13 protein-coding genes are annotated in these 17,280 nt (G+C 68.1%); 7 read left to right on the plus strand and 6 right to left on the minus strand.

The features are described from left to right. The first annotated feature begins 17 nt into the window (after positions 1 to 17). Positions 18 to 1,523: an MFS transporter gene (locus BJ997_RS14170; protein ID WP_183323547.1), complete on the plus strand. Its 1,506-nt coding sequence runs from the start codon at positions 18 to 20 to the stop codon at positions 1,521 to 1,523. A gap of 239 nt (positions 1,524 to 1,762) precedes the next feature. Here the strand turns inward: BJ997_RS14170 and BJ997_RS14175 are convergent, their stop codons facing one another. Next, entirely contained in the window at positions 1,763 to 2,944 is a 1,182-nt protein-coding gene (locus BJ997_RS14175; RefSeq protein WP_183323549.1) for a hypothetical protein, read from the minus strand. Positions 2,945 to 3,229: 285 nt separating this feature from the next. Here BJ997_RS14175 and BJ997_RS14180 point away from each other — a divergent pair, with 285 nt between their 5' ends. Next, complete coding sequence (locus BJ997_RS14180; protein ID WP_052542512.1) at positions 3,230 to 3,721, plus strand: VanZ family protein; 492 nt, start codon at positions 3,230 to 3,232, stop codon at positions 3,719 to 3,721. 197 nt (positions 3,722 to 3,918) lie between these two features. Here the strand turns inward: BJ997_RS14180 and BJ997_RS14185 are convergent, their stop codons facing one another. The 3 genes from BJ997_RS14185 to BJ997_RS14195 all read right to left on the minus strand — a co-directional run bounded on the left by BJ997_RS14185 (position 3,919) and on the right by BJ997_RS14195 (position 7,520). Further along, positions 3,919 to 4,698, minus strand: a complete 780-nt coding sequence (locus tag BJ997_RS14185; protein WP_035838277.1) for an HAD-IIB family hydrolase — start codon at positions 4,696 to 4,698, stop codon at positions 3,919 to 3,921. Between the two features lie 276 nt (positions 4,699 to 4,974). Further along, positions 4,975 to 6,009 (minus strand): ABC transporter permease, encoded by a 1,035-nt coding sequence (locus tag BJ997_RS14190; protein ID WP_035838279.1) that lies wholly within the window; start codon positions 6,007 to 6,009, stop codon positions 4,975 to 4,977. Then, positions 6,006 to 7,520 carry a sugar ABC transporter ATP-binding protein gene (locus BJ997_RS14195; protein ID WP_035838281.1) on the minus strand — a complete coding sequence of 505 codons (1,515 nt, stop codon included), beginning with the start codon at positions 7,518 to 7,520 and terminating at the stop codon, positions 6,006 to 6,008. The genes BJ997_RS14190 and BJ997_RS14195 overlap by 4 nt, the downstream gene beginning before the upstream one ends. A 209-nt stretch (positions 7,521 to 7,729) precedes the next feature. Here BJ997_RS14195 and BJ997_RS14200 point away from each other — a divergent pair, with 209 nt between their 5' ends. The 3 genes from BJ997_RS14200 (at position 7,730) to BJ997_RS14210 (ending at position 11,052) form a co-directional block, all read left to right on the plus strand. Beyond that, on the plus strand, positions 7,730 to 8,776 hold the full coding sequence (locus BJ997_RS14200) for a substrate-binding domain-containing protein (protein ID WP_035838283.1): 1,047 nt from the start codon (positions 7,730 to 7,732) through the stop codon (positions 8,774 to 8,776). A 66-nt stretch (positions 8,777 to 8,842) separates the two neighbouring features. After that, complete coding sequence (locus BJ997_RS14205) at positions 8,843 to 10,042, plus strand: Gfo/Idh/MocA family protein (protein WP_183323551.1); 1,200 nt, start codon at positions 8,843 to 8,845, stop codon at positions 10,040 to 10,042. 8 nt (positions 10,043 to 10,050) lie between these two features. Next, positions 10,051 to 11,052 carry a sugar phosphate isomerase/epimerase family protein gene (locus BJ997_RS14210; RefSeq protein ID WP_035838285.1) on the plus strand — a complete coding sequence of 334 codons (1,002 nt, stop codon included), beginning with the start codon at positions 10,051 to 10,053 and terminating at the stop codon, positions 11,050 to 11,052. Between the two features lie 260 nt (positions 11,053 to 11,312). Here BJ997_RS14210 and BJ997_RS14215 read toward each other — a convergent pair whose 3' ends face one another. Both BJ997_RS14215 and BJ997_RS14220 read right to left on the minus strand, forming a co-directional pair. Next, on the minus strand, positions 11,313 to 12,509 hold the full coding sequence (locus BJ997_RS14215) for an ROK family transcriptional regulator (RefSeq protein WP_035838288.1): 1,197 nt from the start codon (positions 12,507 to 12,509) through the stop codon (positions 11,313 to 11,315). Positions 12,510 to 12,725: 216 nt separating this feature from the next. Beyond that, on the minus strand, positions 12,726 to 13,733 hold the full coding sequence (locus BJ997_RS14220; protein WP_052542513.1) for an IS1595 family transposase: 1,008 nt from the start codon (positions 13,731 to 13,733) through the stop codon (positions 12,726 to 12,728). Positions 13,734 to 13,981: 248 nt separating this feature from the next. On the opposite strand from BJ997_RS14220, the gene BJ997_RS14225 reads away from it, so the two are divergent. Further along, positions 13,982 to 16,144: a PQQ-dependent sugar dehydrogenase gene (locus BJ997_RS14225; RefSeq protein ID WP_201771743.1), complete on the plus strand. Its 2,163-nt coding sequence runs from the start codon at positions 13,982 to 13,984 to the stop codon at positions 16,142 to 16,144. Positions 16,145 to 16,179: 35 nt separating this feature from the next. Beyond that, entirely contained in the window at positions 16,180 to 17,160 is a 981-nt protein-coding gene (locus tag BJ997_RS14230) for a sugar phosphate isomerase/epimerase family protein (RefSeq protein ID WP_035838290.1), read from the plus strand. Positions 17,161 to 17,280: the final 120 nt, after the last annotated feature.

Genomic DNA, 17,280 nt, shown 5'->3' on the forward strand with positions numbered 1-17,280 from the left:
CTGAGCGAACGGCACCCATGTCGAAATCCGAACCAGAGCTCCGTTCCACCCCCGTGGTTTCCCGCCGGGCCTGGCAATCCCTGATCGTGCTGCTCGCCGGAATGTTCATGGCGCTGCTCGACACGACCATCGTGAACGTGGCGCTACCCACCATCCGCACCAGCCTCGACGCCTCCGAGGCGACGCTCTCCTGGATCATCTCCGGCTACGCGCTGGCGTTCGGTCTCGCGCTCATCCCGGCCGGCCGCATCGGCGACCGAATCGGGCACAAGTGGGTGTTCTTCACGGGGCTGGCGCTCTTCACGCTCGCGAGCCTGGCCTGCGGGCTCGCGCAGAACGACCTGCAGCTCATCGTCGCCCGCGTGGCGCAGGGCCTCGCCGGCGGCATCTTCGTGCCGGCCGTCACGGCCGTCATCCAGCTGATGTTCCCGCCCCAGGCCCGCGGCAAGGCGTTCGCCATCATGGGATCGGTCATCGGCGTGTCCACGGCACTCGGCCCGATCGTGGGCGGGCTCATCATCCAGGCATTCGGTGACGAGAACGGCTGGCGCCTGGTGTTCTGGGTGAACCTGCCCATCGGGATCGTGGCTCTCGTGGCCGCCGCGCGGTTGCTGCCGTCGCGCGCCGAGGCATCCGTTGCCGGCGGCGCGAAGCCCGGCACGCCGGCGCCCGCTCGCGTGGCGCTCGACTGGGTGGGCCTGCTGCTCATCTCGGCCGGGCTCGTGGCCCTGCTCGTGCCGCTGATCGAGGGCGAAGACCAGGGCTGGCCCTGGTGGACCTTCGTGTCCCTCGCCGTGGCCGCGCTGCTGATCGTGCTCTTCGGCTTCTGGGAGGTGTCGTACACAAAACGCGGGCTCAGCCCCATCGTGCCGCCGCGGCTGTTCAGCCACCCGGCGTTCACGGGCGGAGTCATTCTCGCGCTCATGTATTTCGCCGCGTTCACGAGCATCTTCTTCACCATCTCGATCTTGTGGCAGGCCGGGCTCGGGCATACCGCCCTCGAGTCCGGGCTCGTGTCGATCCCGTTCGCGATCGGCAGCATCATCGGCGCGTCGCAGAGCAACCGGCTCTCCCAGCGTCTCGGCCGCACGGTGCTCGTGATCGGTGTCACCCTCGTGACCGTGGGGCTCGTGTGGATCTGGCTCGTGCTGCTGCTCGTTCCGGTGGGCGACCTCACCAACTGGCACCTGCTGACCCCGCTGCTGATTGCCGGCCTCGGCAGCGGTCTGTTCATCGCGCCGAACGTGCAGTTCATCGTGGCCACCGTGGACCGCTCGGAGGCCGGAGCCGCGAGCGCCGTGGTTGGCGTGATGCAGCGCGTCGGCAGCGCGGTGGGCATCGCGGTGATAGGCAGCGTGCTGTTCGGGTCGCTCGTGGTGACCGGGCCGACCCCGGACGCCCTCGCGACTGCCTTCACGGAGAGCGCCACCCTGGCCATGGCCGTGAGCGCCGGGTTCAGCGTGGTGGCGCTCGTGCTCGTGTTCGCGCTGCCGAAGCGCGTGGCCGGGCCGCCGGCGGCCTAGGCTCTCGCGCCGCTCCGCTCCGCGCCGCGCCGCTCCGGCCACGCGCTACCGCCCCAGCGGGCGCGGGCCGCGACAGCGGCGCGGCTCGCGGCAGGTCGTGCGCGGCTCGCGGCGCTCCGGCCACGCGCTACCGCCCCAGCGGGGGCGGGCCGCGACAGCGGCGCGGCAGGCGGCGCGGCAGGCGGCGCGGCAGGCGGCGCGGCAGGCGGCGCGGCAGGCGGCGCGGCAGGCGGCGCGGCTCAGCCGATGCGGGTGAGCGCGGTGAAGCTCATGGTGGCGTTCGATCCGTTGATGCAGGTCTGGTAGAGCAGGTCGTAGCCGCGCGGGATGCTGGCCGTTCCCTGCGTGTTCGCGTTCAACACGGCCACGACGCCGCCCACCAGGTAGGTTCCCGCGCGTACGCCCGAGAAAGTGATCTGTCGGCCGGTCCCCGGAAACCGTGATCCGCCGCACGACCAGTGCTCGGCGATCGTGGCCACGCCGTAGTTGCCGGTCACGTCGACAGCTCCTCGACAGGCGTCGATCTCACTCTGAAATCCCGAGGTCCACACGAGTTTGTTGAACAGCGCGGGCACCGCAACGGATGCCGCGGCACCCGGTGATACCCCGGCCGCCGGCCTCGGGGCGGTCGCCACCGGCCGGGCGCCGCTCGCGCGCGGCGCGGCAACCGGAGCAGCAGCCGCCGCACGCGCCGCCACCCGAGCCGCCTCCGCCACCCGCGCGGCTTCCATGGCGGCCAGACGGGCCTGTTCGGCCTGCCACGCCGCAACATCCGCGTGCACGGCCTGCACCAGGCCCGCGAGCTCCCCCCGCACCGCGTCGAGGCTCGAGGCCCAGCCGAAACGCATGCCGTCGAGGGTGCTCGTAGCGGCCGTGAGGCTCGGCGGTTCGAGGCGGAACGGCCCGCCCGACCGCGAGGCCGCTGCGCGCACGTATGATTCGTCGATCTGCCCGGCGGCGAGCGTAAGACGCAGTGCCTGCAAGCGGATGCCCGCGGCCAGGGCCTGCCGGGACGCTTCGGTGAGCACATGTCCCGCGCTGGAATCGAGGGCAAGCTGCGCCGAGGCCAGGACGGATCGCGCGACAGCGACGCGCCCGATTGCCTGCAGGCGGTTGTCACGGAACCCTTCGAGAGCGTCGGCGTACTGCAGCTCGCTCAGGCCACGTCGCGCCGCGACGACGGAGGTCACGTGCCTCTCGCCCCTGGCATCCGCTGCCACGTTGCCCGGCACCGCTGAATCGGCCGCGGCCGCCACGGCGACCGCCGGAACCGGTGCCGGTGAGGGTGTTGCGCCTGTCAGGAGCGTGACGGACGCAACGAGCAGCGTGAGGACCGCGAGCATCCGCTGTCCAGCTCGCCGGCGAGACGAGCGATGGCGCGGCGTTTTCGCGGCGACGCTTACTGCAATCGGTTCGGTCATGGCAGTCCCCATTCGGGAAAGACAAACTGACCGAGCCAGTAAACCGCGCACGCGGCCGCCCGACCACCCCTTTTAGGGGACTAAGCGAGCACCGAACACCCCCAGTTCGTGGCTAGACACCGTGTCGAGCGAACCAGAAGCCTGGTTTGTGCCCGCCGATTCAACGCGGAACGTCGCCGGGGCCAACGCGGGCCGCCGGAGTGTCTATTATTGGCAGTTCAATGGTGAGCGCTCGGGCTGTGACGCACTCCAGACACCGACCGCTTTCCCCGTGGAGGTGAGAGCGTGAACGCGATCCGGGTAAGGCGGCACGCCGCCCTGCACCGAGCAGCGATCCTGCTGAGCATCGGCTACCTGGTTACGCTAGCCCTGATCGCCTTCTGGCCCACCCCGGTAGACCGCGGCGGGCACGATTCCCTGGTGTCCCTGCTGGGCTGGCTGCAACGCCACGGTGCACCCGGGTGGCTGAGCTACACGTTCGTGGAGTTCTCCGCGAACGTCGCGCTCTTCGTGCCGATCGGGCTTCTCGGCGTCATTCTGCTGGGTGCACGGCGCTGGTGGCTCGCCATCCTGGCCGGCTTTCTGGCCAGCTTCAGCATCGAACTCGGGCAGCTCCTCTTTCTGCCGGCCCGATTTGCCACGGTCAACGATGTGATCGCCAACTCGCTCGGCGCGGGGATCGGCACTGTGGGTGCGCTGCTGCTGATTGGGGTGTTGCATGTGCTGCCGACGAGGGACTCGCTGCCCCCGGTCACCCGCAAGGTGCCGGTGCGCTAGCCACGCGCCTGCCTCCTAGACTGGGGGTTGTGCTGGAGTCGCTGCGTCGTTCGTTTCGGCAACGGGCTGCCCGTCGCCGTCTGTGCGCGCTGTGCGGGGCTGACACGCCACATCCGGTCGCCCGATACGGGGCGTTCCGGTTCTGCTCCCACGACCACCTGGCCGAATGGCGCTCCAGCAGCGTTCTCTGAGTACGGCTAAGCGGATGCCGTGCGCGGCGCGAGCGTGGGGATGAGCTCGTCGAGGAACGCGGCAGTGTCGAGCCAACCTTCCACGGCCACGCACTCCACGCCGAGCACCTTCACGGGGTAGTCGTTGCCGTTCTCGTCGAGCCGGTCGCCCACGAACAGCATGTCGGAAAGCGGCACGCCCGTGAGCTCGGCCAGGCGTTTCATGCCGTAGGCCTTGTCGATGCCCCGGCGGGTGATGTCAACGGATGTCGACCCTCCCGACCGCACCTCGAGGTCGGGCAGCAGCGCCTGCACGGCCTCGCGCAGGGCATTCTTCTTGTCGCCGCTCGGGTCCCACAGAACCTTCTTCGCCACGGGAGCGGCCTGTCCGAGGGCGGAGAAGGTGATCTGCGAGCCGCGGTCTTCGAGAATGTCGCCCCAGGTCTCGCTCTCCCAGAATCCGAGGTCCCGGGCCGCGGTTTCGACGGCGGCGAGCGCACGCGCCTTCTCGTCGTCGCTGAGATTCTCGGCGTAGATCTGCTGCCAGGACCCCTCGGAGTGCCGGTAGTACTGCGTGCCGCAGGTGGGCAGCAGGTACAGGCGCGATAGGGCCTCTGCGCTGACGTTCTCGAGGTTGTCGATCAACTGCATCTCAAACTGGCTGAAGCGGCCACCGGAGATCACGCAGACATCGGCCACATCGAGCAGGCGCACGAGCAGGGCAGCCATGCGCGGGTCCAACGGGGACTTCGACGCGGCCAGGGTATCATCGAGGTCGAAGGCGACAAGACGAGGGAATTCGGGCATGAGTGCGTTTCCTTACGGTCGGCGCCCGCGCGATTCTCCGGCCCGCCGACCGCCTCGCATGAGCGACGTTCAGCATACCGGACGCCCCCGACGCGACGCTGGGGCGCCCGCTGCTCGAGGCTTGCCGCGCGCGACCAGCGCGAGATGGTGCGCACGAAACCGGCTCGCGCGAAGGGTCCGGCGCCCGAAACCGGCTCGCGCTCGCGGTATACCAAGCGCAGGAGCCGGATACGCCCGCACCACCTGAGTGGGCGCCTCGACCAACGGATGCCGCGGCTACTTACCTGGACTACCGCGGGAGGCGAAGCGCTGCTGCAAGAGCACCGCGACCACGATGATGACGCCCTTTGCCACGTTCTGCACCGAGGTCGAGAGGTTGTTCTGGGTGAAGACGTTGATGAGCGTGCTGAAGATAAGAATTCCGAGCACTGATCCCACAATGGTGCCGCGTCCGCCGATCAGCAGGGTGCCGCCCACCACGACTGCGGCGATCACGTCGAGCTCGTAGAGCAAGCCGTGTGTGGACGTGCCGACAGTGGTGCGGCCGAGCATCATCACGGCGGCGATGCCGGCAGTGAGGCCCGAGAGCATGTAGACGTAAACCATGTGGCGTTGTACTTTGATGCCGGCAAGTCGGCTGGCCTCGGCATTGCCGCCCACGGCCACGGTGCGCCGGCCGAAGGTGGTGCGGTTGAGCAGAATCCAGCCGGCCACCGCCACGAGCAGGAAGATCCAGATCAGGATCGGAACGCCGAGCAGGTCGGCGCGAAAGAACTCCAGGAAGCCCTGGTCGCTCACGATCTGGGTCGACCGGTTCGAGATGAGTTCGGCGAGACCGCGCGCGCCGACGAGCATGGCAAGTGTCGCCATGAACGCCACCACTCTGCCGTAGGCGATCACCACGCCGTTTACCAGCCCGGCCAGGGTACCAACGGCGAGTGCGATCACCACAATCAGCAGCCAGGAGGTCTGTGCGGAGGCGAGCTGCACAGCGGTGAGGCTCGCCATGGTGGACGCCAGGCCCATCACCGAGCCCACCGAGAGGTCAATGCCCCCGGCGGTGATGACAAATGTCATTCCCACGCACATCACGCCGAGGACCGAGGCGTAGCGGATGATGGTGACGAAGTTGTCGAAGCTGGCGAACCGGTCGCCTGCGGTGAGGGTTCCCACCAGGATCAGCACCGCGAAGGCGATGACCAGCCCGAGGTTGCGGCCGGCAGAGCCACCGAGCATCCGCTTCAGTAGTGAGGGCGGGGCGTCGTGCGCCTGCGGGGTCGGCGGGGCCGTCTGGGTGATCTGCTCGCTCATGCGGCACTTCCTCTCATGACCAGATCGAGCACGCCCGGCTCGTCGATGTCGTTGGCATTGGTGGTGGTGAGAACGTCGCCGTCGCTGATGACCAGCACGCGGTCGGCCAGGCCGAGCACCTCGTCGATCTCGCTCGACACGACGATGATGGCGGTGCCGGCTTCGGCGAGTCGACGGATGAGGCTGTAAATCTCGGCCCGCGCGCCCACGTCGACGCCGCGGGTGGGTTCGTCCAGCAGCAGCACGGCGGTGCCGTGCACGAGCCAGCGGGCGAGCAGGATCTTCTGCTGGTTTCCGCCGGACAGCGTGCGCGTGACCATGTCGGGATTAGCGGGTCGCAGCTCGAGGGCCTCGATCTGCTCCCGCGCGGCCTGGCGCTCGCGCCGCTCGTTCAGGAACCCGCTGCGGGCGAAGCGCCCGAACGACGAGAGCGTGACGTTTTTGAAGATCGGCTCGTCGAGAATCAGGCCCTGGCTCTTGCGCTCCTCGGGAGAGAGTCCGATGCCGGCGGCGACGGCGGCCGCCACCGAACCGGGGCGCAGCGCCTCACCGTTCACGGTAACGGTGCCGCTCGTGCTGCGGCGAGCGCCGTAGATGGCCTCGAGAATCTCGGAGCGGCCGGAGCCGACGAGGCCGGCGAGTCCCACGACCTCTCCGGCCCGCACTTCGAACGAGACGTTGCGGAATACGCCGCGCACGCCGAGCTCGTGGCAGCTCAGCACCACCGGGGCATCCGCTGCGATCGGCTCGGCGGCGGGAAAGACGTTGTCCACGTCGCGGCCGGTCATCAGGCGGATGAGTTCCGGAGTCGACGTGTCCGTCACGCTCAGGCCGGTGGCCGTGCTTCTGCCGTCTTTGATCACCGTGATGCGATCGCCGATACGGCGAATCTCGGCGAGGCGATGCGAGATGTAGACCACGGCGATGCCCTGGGCCGTGAGCTCCTTGACCACGCGAAAGAGGTTCTCCACCTCTTGCGAGTCCAGCACGGCGCTCGGTTCGTCCATGATGATGAGCCGAGTGTCGCGGGAGAGCGCACGGGCCATGCTGACTATCTGCTTGTTGGCCGCCGACAGCGAGCCCACCTCCGTGCGCGGGGAGATTTCGCCGTGGCCGAGGCGGGTGAGGATCTCGGCGGTGCGTGCGTTGGCGGATGCGACGTGCAGCAGACCGCCGGTGGCCTGTTCGTGGCCGAGGAAGATGTTCTCCGCGATGGTGAGGCCGTCGACCACGTCGAGTTCCTGGTACATCGTGGCGATGCCGCGTTCGAGTGCCGCGACAGGGCCGCCGATGGTGATTCGCTCACCCTGCCAGAAGATCTCTCCGGAGTCGGGCTGGTACGCGCCGGAGAGCGTCTTGATGAGCGTGGACTTGCCGGCGCCGTTTTGGCCGAGCACGCAGTGCACCTCGCCGGCACGCACAGAAAGGTCGACGCCCTGGAGAGCTTTTACCCCGGCGAAACTCTTTGTGAGCCCACGAACCTCAAGTAGTGGATGGTCGACAGTGATCATGCGAAAAACCTAACACAGGATCGGTACTTACGTCGATCAACATCAATAAGTTGCACGTGAACTGTCATCATCTGCTATCGTTCAACTCGTCAGCGTCGACGCCTCCTCAGTTGTTCGACAATTGCCCCGCATCGGCCGCCGGCAGCACAGCAGCACGACACAGCACCGCACCCGTACCTGCAGCAATTCACTGAGCCAGAGGGAACCACATGCTTGCACCACGCACTTTCCGCCGCAGAATGCTTTTCGCCGCCGGCACCTCGCTGGCCGTCGTCGGCCTGATCACCGGCTGCACGGCGGGCGGCGGCACCACGAACGCCCAACCCACGAACGCGAGCGTCGAAGGCAACGAAGCCCAGGGCGACACCATCGTGATCGGCTTCTCGGGGCCGGCGGCCGACCACGGCTGGCTCGGTGCCATCAACAACGCGGCGATCGCCGAGGCCGAGAAGTACGAGGACATCGACCTCATAATCGCCGAGGGCACCAACGACGCCAACCTGCAGATCAGCCAGGTAGAGGGCTTCATCAACGACAAGGTCGACGCTATCGTGCTGCTGCCCACCGACGGCGCCGCCCTCACCGAGGTCGCCATCCAGGCCATGGAGGCCGGCATTCCGGTGATCAACGTGGACCGCGAGTTCTCCAGCACCTTCGCCGCCCGCGCCACCATCCTTGGTGACAACTACGGCATGGGCGTGAGCGCCGGCACCTACATCTGCGAGGAACTCGACGGCAACGCCGACGCCGTGGTCGCCGAGATCGCCGGCATCGACTCGCTCCCCCTCACCCAGGAGCGCAGCGCCGGCTTCGCCCAGGCGCTCAGCGATTGCGGAATGTCCGTCACGAACCGCGTAGCCGCCGACTTCACAGTGGCGGGCGGTGAGGCCACCACGAGCCAGCTGCTCGCCGCCGCGCCGCAGATCGACGCCCTCTGGAACCACGACGACGACCAGGGCATCGGCGTGCTCGCCGCCATCGACGCCGCCGGACGCGACGAGTTCATCATGGTCGGTGGCGCTGGATCTGCCAACGCCATGCGCCTGATCCAGGCCGGCGACAGCGTGATGAAGGCCACCGTGGTGTACCCGTCCACCCAGGCCGCAGACGGCATCCGCTTGGCTCGCTTGCTCGTGCAGGACAAGGCCATGAGCGACCTCGTCGAGGTGGAGATCCCGAACCGGATCGTTCTCAACGCTCCCGTCGTGACGAGCGAGAACGTGGAGCAGTACCTGCCGACCGCCTTCGAGTCCTAACCGGCACGCCTCGTGGGGAGCGAGCCCGGCCCGCTCCCCACGACCACCAACAGAAAGAGTCTTCTCATGAGCGCACTGCCCCTCCGCGTGGCACTGATCGGCCACGGATTCATGGGCGCCGCGCACTCCCAGGGTTGGCGCGTGGCCCCCCGATTCTTCGACCTGCCCCGGCAACCGGAGATGAGCATTCTCGTCGGACGCAACGCCGCCACGGCCGCCGAGGCCGCCGAGCGCTGGGGCTGGGCCGAGTCGTCCACCGACTGGCGGGCCGTGATCGACCGGCCCGACATCGACGTGATCGACATCGTGACCCCGGGCACGTCACACGCTGAAATCGCGATCGCCGCCCTCAACGCCGGCAAGCACGTACTCTGCGAGAAGCCCCTCGCCAACACGGTCGCCGAGGCGGCGGCCATGACGGATGCCGCGGCGCGCGCCTTTGAGCGCGGCGTGTACGCCATGGTGGGATTCACGTACCGTCGTGTTCCCGCCGCCACCCTCGCGCGCGACTTCGTGGCCGCCGGCAAGATCGGCCAGATTCGCCAGGTGCGGGTGAACTACCTGCAGGACTGGCTCGTCGACCCCGAATCGCCGCTCACCTGGCGCCTGCAGAAGGAGCTCGCCGGCTCCGGTGCCCTCGGCGACATCGGCGCCCACGCCATCGACCTCGCGCAGTTCATCACCGGGCAGCGGCTCTCGAGCGTGTCGGGAATCATCGAGACGCTCGTGACCGAACGACCGCTCCTCGGCACGAAGCAGGGCCTCTCGGGCACCGCGACCACCGAGCGCGGCGCCGTGACCGTCGACGACGTGGCCCTGTTCACCGGGCGCTTCGAGGGCGGAGCCCTCGGCAGTTTCGAGGCCACCCGCTTCAGCACGGGTCGCAAGAACGCGTTCCGCATCGAGGTCGCCGGTTCCGACGGGGCGATCGCGTTCGATTTGGAAGACCTCAACACCCTGAGTTTCTTCGACGGCCACGCCGCGACCGGGCAGCAGGGCTTCACCCGCATTCTGGTGACCGAGCCGCAGCATCCGTATCTGGCTGCCTGGTGGCCGCCCGGACATATGCTCGGTTATGAGCACGGTTTCACGCACCAGGCCAGGGATTTCGTGCACGCGATCGCGGCCGGCGAGCAGCCGACCCCGTCGTTTGCCGACGGCCTGCAGGTGCAGCGCGTGCTCGCCGCGGTCGAGGCCAGCTCCGACAACGGCAGCGCCTGGACCCGCACGCACGAACCCGCCCCCGAACTCGCAACGCAGAACTAGGAGACATCATGGCTCGCCCGATCACCCTCTTCACCGGCCAGTGGGCCGACCTGCCCTTCGAAGAAGTGGCCAGGCTCGCCTCCGGCTGGGGCTATGAGGGCCTCGAGATCGCTTGCTGGGGTGACCACCTCGACCCGTGGCGCTGGAACGACGAGGAGTACGTGGCGGGCAAGCTCGCCGTGCTCGAGAAATACAACCTCAAGGTGTGGGCCATCTCCAACCATCTCAAGGGCCAGGCGGTGTGCGACGACCCGATCGACCAGCGACACCGCGACATTCTGCCCGACGTGGTGTGGGGCGACGGCGACCCCGAGGGCGTGCGTCAGCGCGCCGCCGAAGAGATGAAACACACCGCCCGCCTCGCCGCCAAACTCGGCGTGAAGACCGTGATCGGCTTCACCGGTTCGTCGATCTGGAAGTACGTGGCCATGTTCCCGCCCGTGTCGCAGCAGCTCATCGACGCCGGCTACCAGGACTTCGCCGACCGCTGGAACCCCATCCTCGACGTGTTCGACGAGGTGGGCGTGCGCTTCGCTCACGAGGTGCACCCGAGCGAGATCGCGTTCGACTACTGGACCACGGTGCGCACGCTTGACGCCATCGGCCACCGGCCGGCGTTCGGCCTCAACTGGGACCCGAGCCACTTCGTCTGGCAGGACCTCGACCCGGTCAGTTTTCTCTGGGACTTCAAGGACCGCATCTACCACGTGGACTGCAAAGACACCAAGAAGCGGATGTCGAATGGCCGCAACGGCCGCCTCGGCTCCCTCCTGGCCTGGGCCGACCCCCGCCGCGGCTGGGACTTCATCTCCACAGGGCACGGCGACGTGCCGTGGGAAGACAGCTTCCGCATGCTCGACAGCATCGGCTACGACGGGCCGATTTCGGTGGAGTGGGAGGACGCCGGCATGGACCGCCTGATCGGCGCCCCGGAGGCCCTCGCCTTCGTGCGTTCGCTCACCTTCGACCCGCCCACCGCGGCCTTCGACGCCGCCTTCTCCGCCCGGTAGCCGGCCCCGCCGACCCTCGCCGCTTCCGGCGTCCCTCTGGTCGCTCTCCCCATTCCGCTGGTCGAGCAGTGGGCCCGCTCTTGGCCCGCGCCCGTCGAGACCCCGTGAGCCGGCCCCGCACATTGGCTCACGAGGCCTCGACACGCTCGCAAGCTCGCTGCTCGACCAGCGGGGCGGAGGCGGGACGGAGGCGGGACGGAGGCGGGACGGCGCGGGACGGCGCGGACGCGCGGGACGCGCGGACTGCGGCGGGGCGGGGGTCAGGCGGTGAGGGAGGCGACCATGGCCTCGATGCGGTCAGGCGAGAGGGCGTGGTGGATGGCGAGCATGCTCGCACCGAGGATGGCGGCGTTGGCGCCAGCACTCGACTGGGTGATCTGCAGGTGCTGGGTGGCCAGCGGGTTGGAGCGCGAGTAGACGACCTCACGCACGCCGGCGATCAGGTGCTCTCCGGCCTGTGCCATCGACCCGCCGAGCACGATCACGGACGGGTTCACCAGGTTCACGCACATGGTGAGCACCTCGCCCATATCCCGTCCGGCCTGGCGCACGGCCCGGATCGCCTCAAGGTTGCCCTGCTTCACGAGGTCCACGACGTGCTGGCTCGTGGTTACCGGAAGGCCCTGGGCCGCGAGCAACCTAGTGAGGGCCGCTCCGGAGGCGACGGCCTCGAGGCAGCCCTCGTTGCCGCAGCGGCAGGGCACTCCAGCGCCGCGCGCGATCTGCACGTGCCCGAGGTCGCCAGCGATGCCCTGCGCCCCGCGCTGCAGAAAGCCGCCCGAGATCACGCCCGCGCCGATGCCGGTGGCGACCTTCATGAAGATGAGATGGCCAGTGCCCGACCAGGCGAATTCCCGCTCGCCGAGCGCCATCAGGTTCACGTCGTTGTCCACGAGCACGGGAACGTGAAAGCGCTGCTGCAGCCAGCCGGGCACGTCGAAGCGGTCCCATCCCGGCATGATCGGTGGGTTGATCGGGCGGCCGCTCGTGTGCTCGACCGGTCCGGGCAGGCCCACGCCGATCGCCAGCAGGTCGGCGGTGGAACGCTTGCTGTCGCCGAACAACCGCGCACCGGCGTCGATCACCCAGTTCAGCACGGCCTCTGGACCCTCGGAGATCTCCAGAAACGTGGAGTCCTGCACGAGAGTGCTGCCACCGAGGTCGCTCAGCGCGATGCGAACGTGGCTCGCGCCGATGTCCACCGCCAGCACGAACTTGTTACCGGACTGCAGGGCGAACTGCGAGGAGGGACGTCCCCCGGTTGACGTGGCGTTGCCGGCCGGGCCCACGAGGCCGAGGCGGGTGAGCGCGTCAACGCGCAGGGCCACGGTCGACCTGGCTAATCCGGAGAGGTCCGCGAGCTCGGTGCGAGTGCGTGGCTGACCATCACGCAACACCTGAAAGAGGTCACTAGCTCCGGCCGAGCCGAGGGCGCTGACGTGACTTATGTCGACCATCAGGCAATTCAACCACACGAATCGCCCGAACTCGTGACCTTTCGCAGCGGATGCCGCGGCGCGGCATCCGCCGGCACGTCACCGCGCCCTTCTGGCCGCGCGCTACCGCCACAGCGGGCGCGGCCACCCGAAAGACGCACCCATCGGCATCCGCTCGGCGCCGCCGTCGCCGGGCGCTACCGCCACAGCGGGCGCGATCCGCCACCCGGGCGCGCGTCAGCGCCAGGGCAGGGTCAGGGAGGCCGTGTCGGCCGACGGACCCGGCAAACCCGCCGAGCCGGGCAGCGGGGCGGGCCGGGTGCGGCCGGTCTTGAGCAGTGACTGGTAGGTGACCGGCTGCCCGGCCACGGCATACCCGAGCAGGGTATGGAACAGCTGGCCACGGCTGCCGGAGTGCCGCCGGTTGAACCTGAACACCCACTCGTCGACGTAGGCCGGCAGGTGCTCCACGCTCACCGCGCCCTGCCGCGGACCCATCAGCCAGTGGTTCGCCTGGAACACCACCCGACGCACGGCGGGCAGCACCTCACGGATGGGCGCGCCCGGCGCCACCACGGGGCGGGCCGCGTGCTCGTAACGGTCCCGAATTCCGGCGGGATACGCCGACCAGTCGTGCGTCACGACCCGACTACCGGGCTCTACCGATTCCAGCAGAAAGCTGGCCAGTTGCGGCGTTCCGGCGTTGGGGATGGCGGCGAGCCGGGTGCGGCCGAGCCCCGTGGCATCCACTTCCACTGCTACCGCGAAGAGCACCCGGCTGAGCGAACCGCGGCCCGGAACCGAGCCGCCGAGATAGGACACGTCCAGTTCCACGTTGCCGCGCAGGCGCTCCCGGCCGGGTTGCACCATCACAGACCGGTAGCGGTGCAGCATGGCCCACGCGGTCTGCAGGGACCCGAGTCCCATCTCGCGGTGCAACTGGGCGGCCGAGAGCCCGGCCTTGCTGTTCACGAGCAGCCAGGCCGCGCTGAACCACACGGCGAGCGACGTGCGAGTGCCGTGGAAGACTGTTCCCGCCATCGCGGAGACGCGCTTGCCGCAGCCCGCGCAGCGCCATCGCTGATCCACCGCGCGCCAGCCGTGTTCGTGGGCGCAGGCCGGGCAGGTGAATCCGTTCGGCCAACGCAACCAGTCGAGGTAATCGAGGCACTTCCACTCTTCATCGAACCATATGCGCAGGTCTGCATATGAGTTCGGGTAAGCGGGTCGTGCCACTGTCGGCATGTTCCCCACCCTAGGGCACCGAACGCGAAACCCCTTTCCGCCAAAAATAAGGGGGTTTCCACTTCGGTGCCCGAGAGCGGATGCCCTCTGCAGCATTCCCAGACGGGAATGAGTTTTCCTCAGGGCATCGAAGGGCAAATACATTCCGGTCCTTCTGGTTATTCAGACACGTAAGTGTGCACCTACCGTGGCGATAGCGGCCCGCTCACCTGAGAGTTGCGTCGCGATCTCAACGAGGAGAACCAGATATGCGCACGAAGCATGGACTTCGACTAACCGCGGGCATGGCCATGGCCACCCTGGTGGTCACAGCCCTCACCGCAATGCCGGCCGCAGCAGCCCCCGGCGACTCAGCTCCCCCGGGAAAGCCCGGCAAGCCCACTCCAACGGCCCCGGCCGACTCGAGCTTTCAGAAGGTCACCCTCGACGCGACGCCGGGCGAGCCCTTGGACCTGGCCGTGCTGCCCAACAGCGACGTGCTGCACACCACCCGGGGCGGCGACATCTGGCTGAACGACGCGAAGACGGGACTCAACACCCTCGCGGCTTCGCTGGACGTGTACCAGCACGACGAGGAGGGTCTGCAGAGCATCGCCCTCGATCCCAACTTCGGCACGGCGGGTAACAACTGGATCTACCTGTACTACTCCCCACCGCAGAACACCCCGCTCGACGACCCGGCGACCATCGGCGTGAATGAGGGCGACGCCCCCATCACTGGCACGGCCGAAGACTTCGCCCCGTTCCAGGGTTCGATCACCCTCTCCAGGTTCCAGTTCGACGGCGCGGTCTTCGATCTCGCGAGCGAACAGAACATCATGGAAGTCGACGTGGACCGCGGCATCTGCTGCCATGTGGGCGGCGACATCGTCTTCGACAAGGCCGGCAACCTCTACCTCTCCACCGGCGACGACTCAAACCCCTTCTCCTCCGACGGTTTCGTGCCGATCGACGAGCGTGAAGACAGCAACCCGGCCTTCGACGCGCAGCGCAGTTCGAGCAACACGAACGACCTGCGCGGCAAGATTCTGCGCATCACGCCCACAGCGGATGGCGGTTACACGATCCCCGAGGGCAACCTGTTCGCCCCGGGAACCGAGCTGACCCGCCCGGAAATCTACGTGATGGGCATGCGCAACCCGTTCCGCATCGAGCTCAACCAGAAGACCGGCGAGCTGTACGTGGGCGACTACTCCCCCGATTCGCGAACCGCCGATCCCCTGCGCGGCCCGTCCGGCACCGGCAAGTGGACGAGCATCACAGAGGCATCGAACTACGGCTGGCCGTACTGCGCTACCGCCGAGCTGCCCTACGTGGACTTCGACTTCGCCACCGGCGTCTCCGGCGACACCTTCGACTGCGCGGCTCCCGTGAACGATTCACCCCGCAATACGGGCCTGCGTGAGCTTCCCCCCGTCGCCCAGCCCGACGTCTGGTACGGCTACGATGAATCCGTCGACTTCCCGGAGCTCGAAACGGGTGGCATCGGCCCGATGGCCGGCCCCGTGTACGACTATGACGAGAAGGCGTCGAAGGGCAAGGCCCCCGTTGCCTGGCCCGAGTACTACGACGGCATGTCGATGATGTACGAGTGGACCCGCGACTACATCAAGGGCATGACCGTGACCGACGGAGAGCTCAAAAAGATCGAGGCCGTGGTGGATTCGATCATCACCGACAACCCGATCGACATGGAGTTCGGCCCCGACGGCGCGCTCTACGTTCTCGAATACGGCGACGGCTACTTCGCGCAGAACCCCGACGCGCAGCTCTCCCGTATCGACTTCATCGGCGACAAGGGCAACCGCTCGCCCATCCCGATGGCCTCCGGCACGCCGACCGCGGGTGCCTCGCCGCTCACCGTGGAGTTCTCGAGCGAAGGCACCATCGACCCCGAGGGCGACGCGCTCAGCTACGCCTGGGATTTCAACTCCGACGGGATCGTCGACTCCCGTGAGCTGAACCCGACGTACACCTACGAGACGGATGGCGCTTTCACGGCGTCCCTGCAGGTAACGGATGCCGGTGGTAAGGACCGCGGGCGCTACGCCTCGGCAGAGGTTGAGATCGAGGTGGGCAATCAGGCCCCGGTCGTGACCTTCATCACCCCCGTGGTCGGTCAGGACTTCCAGTTCGGCGACACCGTGGCCTACGAGGTTCTCGTGACGGATGACCAGGCAGTCGACTGCTCTCTCGTGACCGTGACCTACATTCTGGGCCACGACTCGCACGGTCACCCGATCACCACGTCGGGCGGCTGCACGGGAACCATCACCACCACGGTTCCCTCGGGCCACAACCCGGAGACCGACGACCTGTCGGGCGTCTTCAATGCCTCGTACACGGATGCCGGCGGCGACTCCTCTGGGCCCCTCACCGGCAGCGCCGAAGTCGTTCTGCGCTCCAACTAGTTTCTGCCTCACACACACTCACGAAAGGGATTGACATGTGTTTCGGATTTGACGGAGCGAGTGAACTGAACAAGTCGCTCGAAGGCACGAAGAACCTCAACCGCCGCAACTTTCTGCGCGGCGCCCTGGCGGTCGGCGCGGGCGCAGGACTGGCCGTGGCCGGAGCCGGCTCGGCGATGGCGGCGCCGGGCGGAGGGCCTGCGCACGGCCCCGGCGGCAAGCCCGGCAAGCCGGGGAAAGGCCGCAAGGTGCCACCGGGGCTGATCAGCATCCAGCTGTACACCCTGCGCTCGATCATGCGCGGCGACGGAGTGGACGCCACGTTCGAGGCGCTCGCCGACTACGGCTACACGAAGGTGGAGCTTGCCGGGCTGTACGGGCGTACCCCGGAGGCGATGCGCGCCTACCTCGACGAGCTGGGCATCACGCCGAGCTCGAGCCACGACGGCATCAGCGGCTCGCCCGCTGCGCTGCAGGCGAAAATCGCCGGGGCGGTGACGCTCGGCCAGACGTACATGAACGTGCCGTACCTGGCGTCGAGCGTGGCCGACGACTGGCGCCAGTGGGCGGACCAGATGAACGCAGAGGCATCCGTTGCCCAGCAGTCGGGCATCAAGTACGGTTACCACAACCACGCGCACGAGTTCACGACCGACCTCGGTGGCGGGCTCACGCCGTGGGAGGTCTTCACGAGCCGGCTGGACCCGAAGCTCGTGCACCTCGAGGTGGACCTGTATTGGGCCGTCACGGGCGGCGTGGGCGTCGGGGCGTCAGACCCTGTGCAGTTCGCCATCGACGTGATCCACGAGGCGCCGCAGAAGACGCTCGAGTACCACGTGAAGGACCGCGATGCGGCCGGCGGCTTTGCCGACCTCGGCACCGGCGAGATCGACTTCGCGCGCATCTTTGATGCGCACCCCGTGAAGCTCTACGCGGTGGAGAACGACCAGCCCGACGTGACCCCGCTGCAGACCGCGGAGGTGGGCTACAACTACCTGCGCGAGCTGCGCTTCTAGGTTCACGCGAGTCACACCGGCGGCGCCCCCACGCAGGGGCGCCGCTGTCGTGCGCCCAGCATGCCGTGCCCGGCCCTCGCCCAGCGAGGCGCGAGCGCCTATGAGGGAAGAGGCTGAACT

It is taken from the genome of Cryobacterium roopkundense (genome assembly GCF_014200405.1).
GTDB classification, from domain to species: Bacteria; Actinomycetota; Actinomycetes; order Actinomycetales; family Microbacteriaceae; genus Cryobacterium; species Cryobacterium roopkundense.

Bases quoted from the DNA above. Each gene is read 5' to 3' on its own strand.
- BJ997_RS14170 (WP_183323547.1), top strand. From the start codon at position 18: ATGTCGAAATCCGAACCAGAGCTCCGTTCCACCCCCGTGGTTTCCCGC.
- BJ997_RS14175 (WP_183323549.1), bottom strand. From the start codon at position 2,944: ATGACCGAACCGATTGCAGTAAGCGTCGCCGCGAAAACGCCGCGCCAT.
- BJ997_RS14185 (WP_035838277.1), bottom strand. From the start codon at position 4,698: ATGCCCGAATTCCCTCGTCTTGTCGCCTTCGACCTCGATGATACCCTG.
- BJ997_RS14190 (WP_035838279.1), bottom strand. From the start codon at position 6,009: ATGAGCGAGCAGATCACCCAGACGGCCCCGCCGACCCCGCAGGCGCAC.
- BJ997_RS14195 (WP_035838281.1), bottom strand. From the start codon at position 7,520: ATGATCACTGTCGACCATCCACTACTTGAGGTTCGTGGGCTCACAAAG.
- BJ997_RS14200 (WP_035838283.1), top strand. From the start codon at position 7,730: ATGCTTGCACCACGCACTTTCCGCCGCAGAATGCTTTTCGCCGCCGGC.
- BJ997_RS14205 (WP_183323551.1), top strand. From the start codon at position 8,843: ATGAGCGCACTGCCCCTCCGCGTGGCACTGATCGGCCACGGATTCATG.
- BJ997_RS14210 (WP_035838285.1), top strand. From the start codon at position 10,051: ATGGCTCGCCCGATCACCCTCTTCACCGGCCAGTGGGCCGACCTGCCC.
- BJ997_RS14215 (WP_035838288.1), bottom strand. From the start codon at position 12,509: ATGGTCGACATAAGTCACGTCAGCGCCCTCGGCTCGGCCGGAGCTAGT.
- BJ997_RS14220 (WP_052542513.1), bottom strand. From the start codon at position 13,733: ATGCCGACAGTGGCACGACCCGCTTACCCGAACTCATATGCAGACCTG.
- BJ997_RS14225 (WP_201771743.1), top strand. From the start codon at position 13,982: ATGCGCACGAAGCATGGACTTCGACTAACCGCGGGCATGGCCATGGCC.
- BJ997_RS14230 (WP_035838290.1), top strand. From the start codon at position 16,180: ATGTGTTTCGGATTTGACGGAGCGAGTGAACTGAACAAGTCGCTCGAA.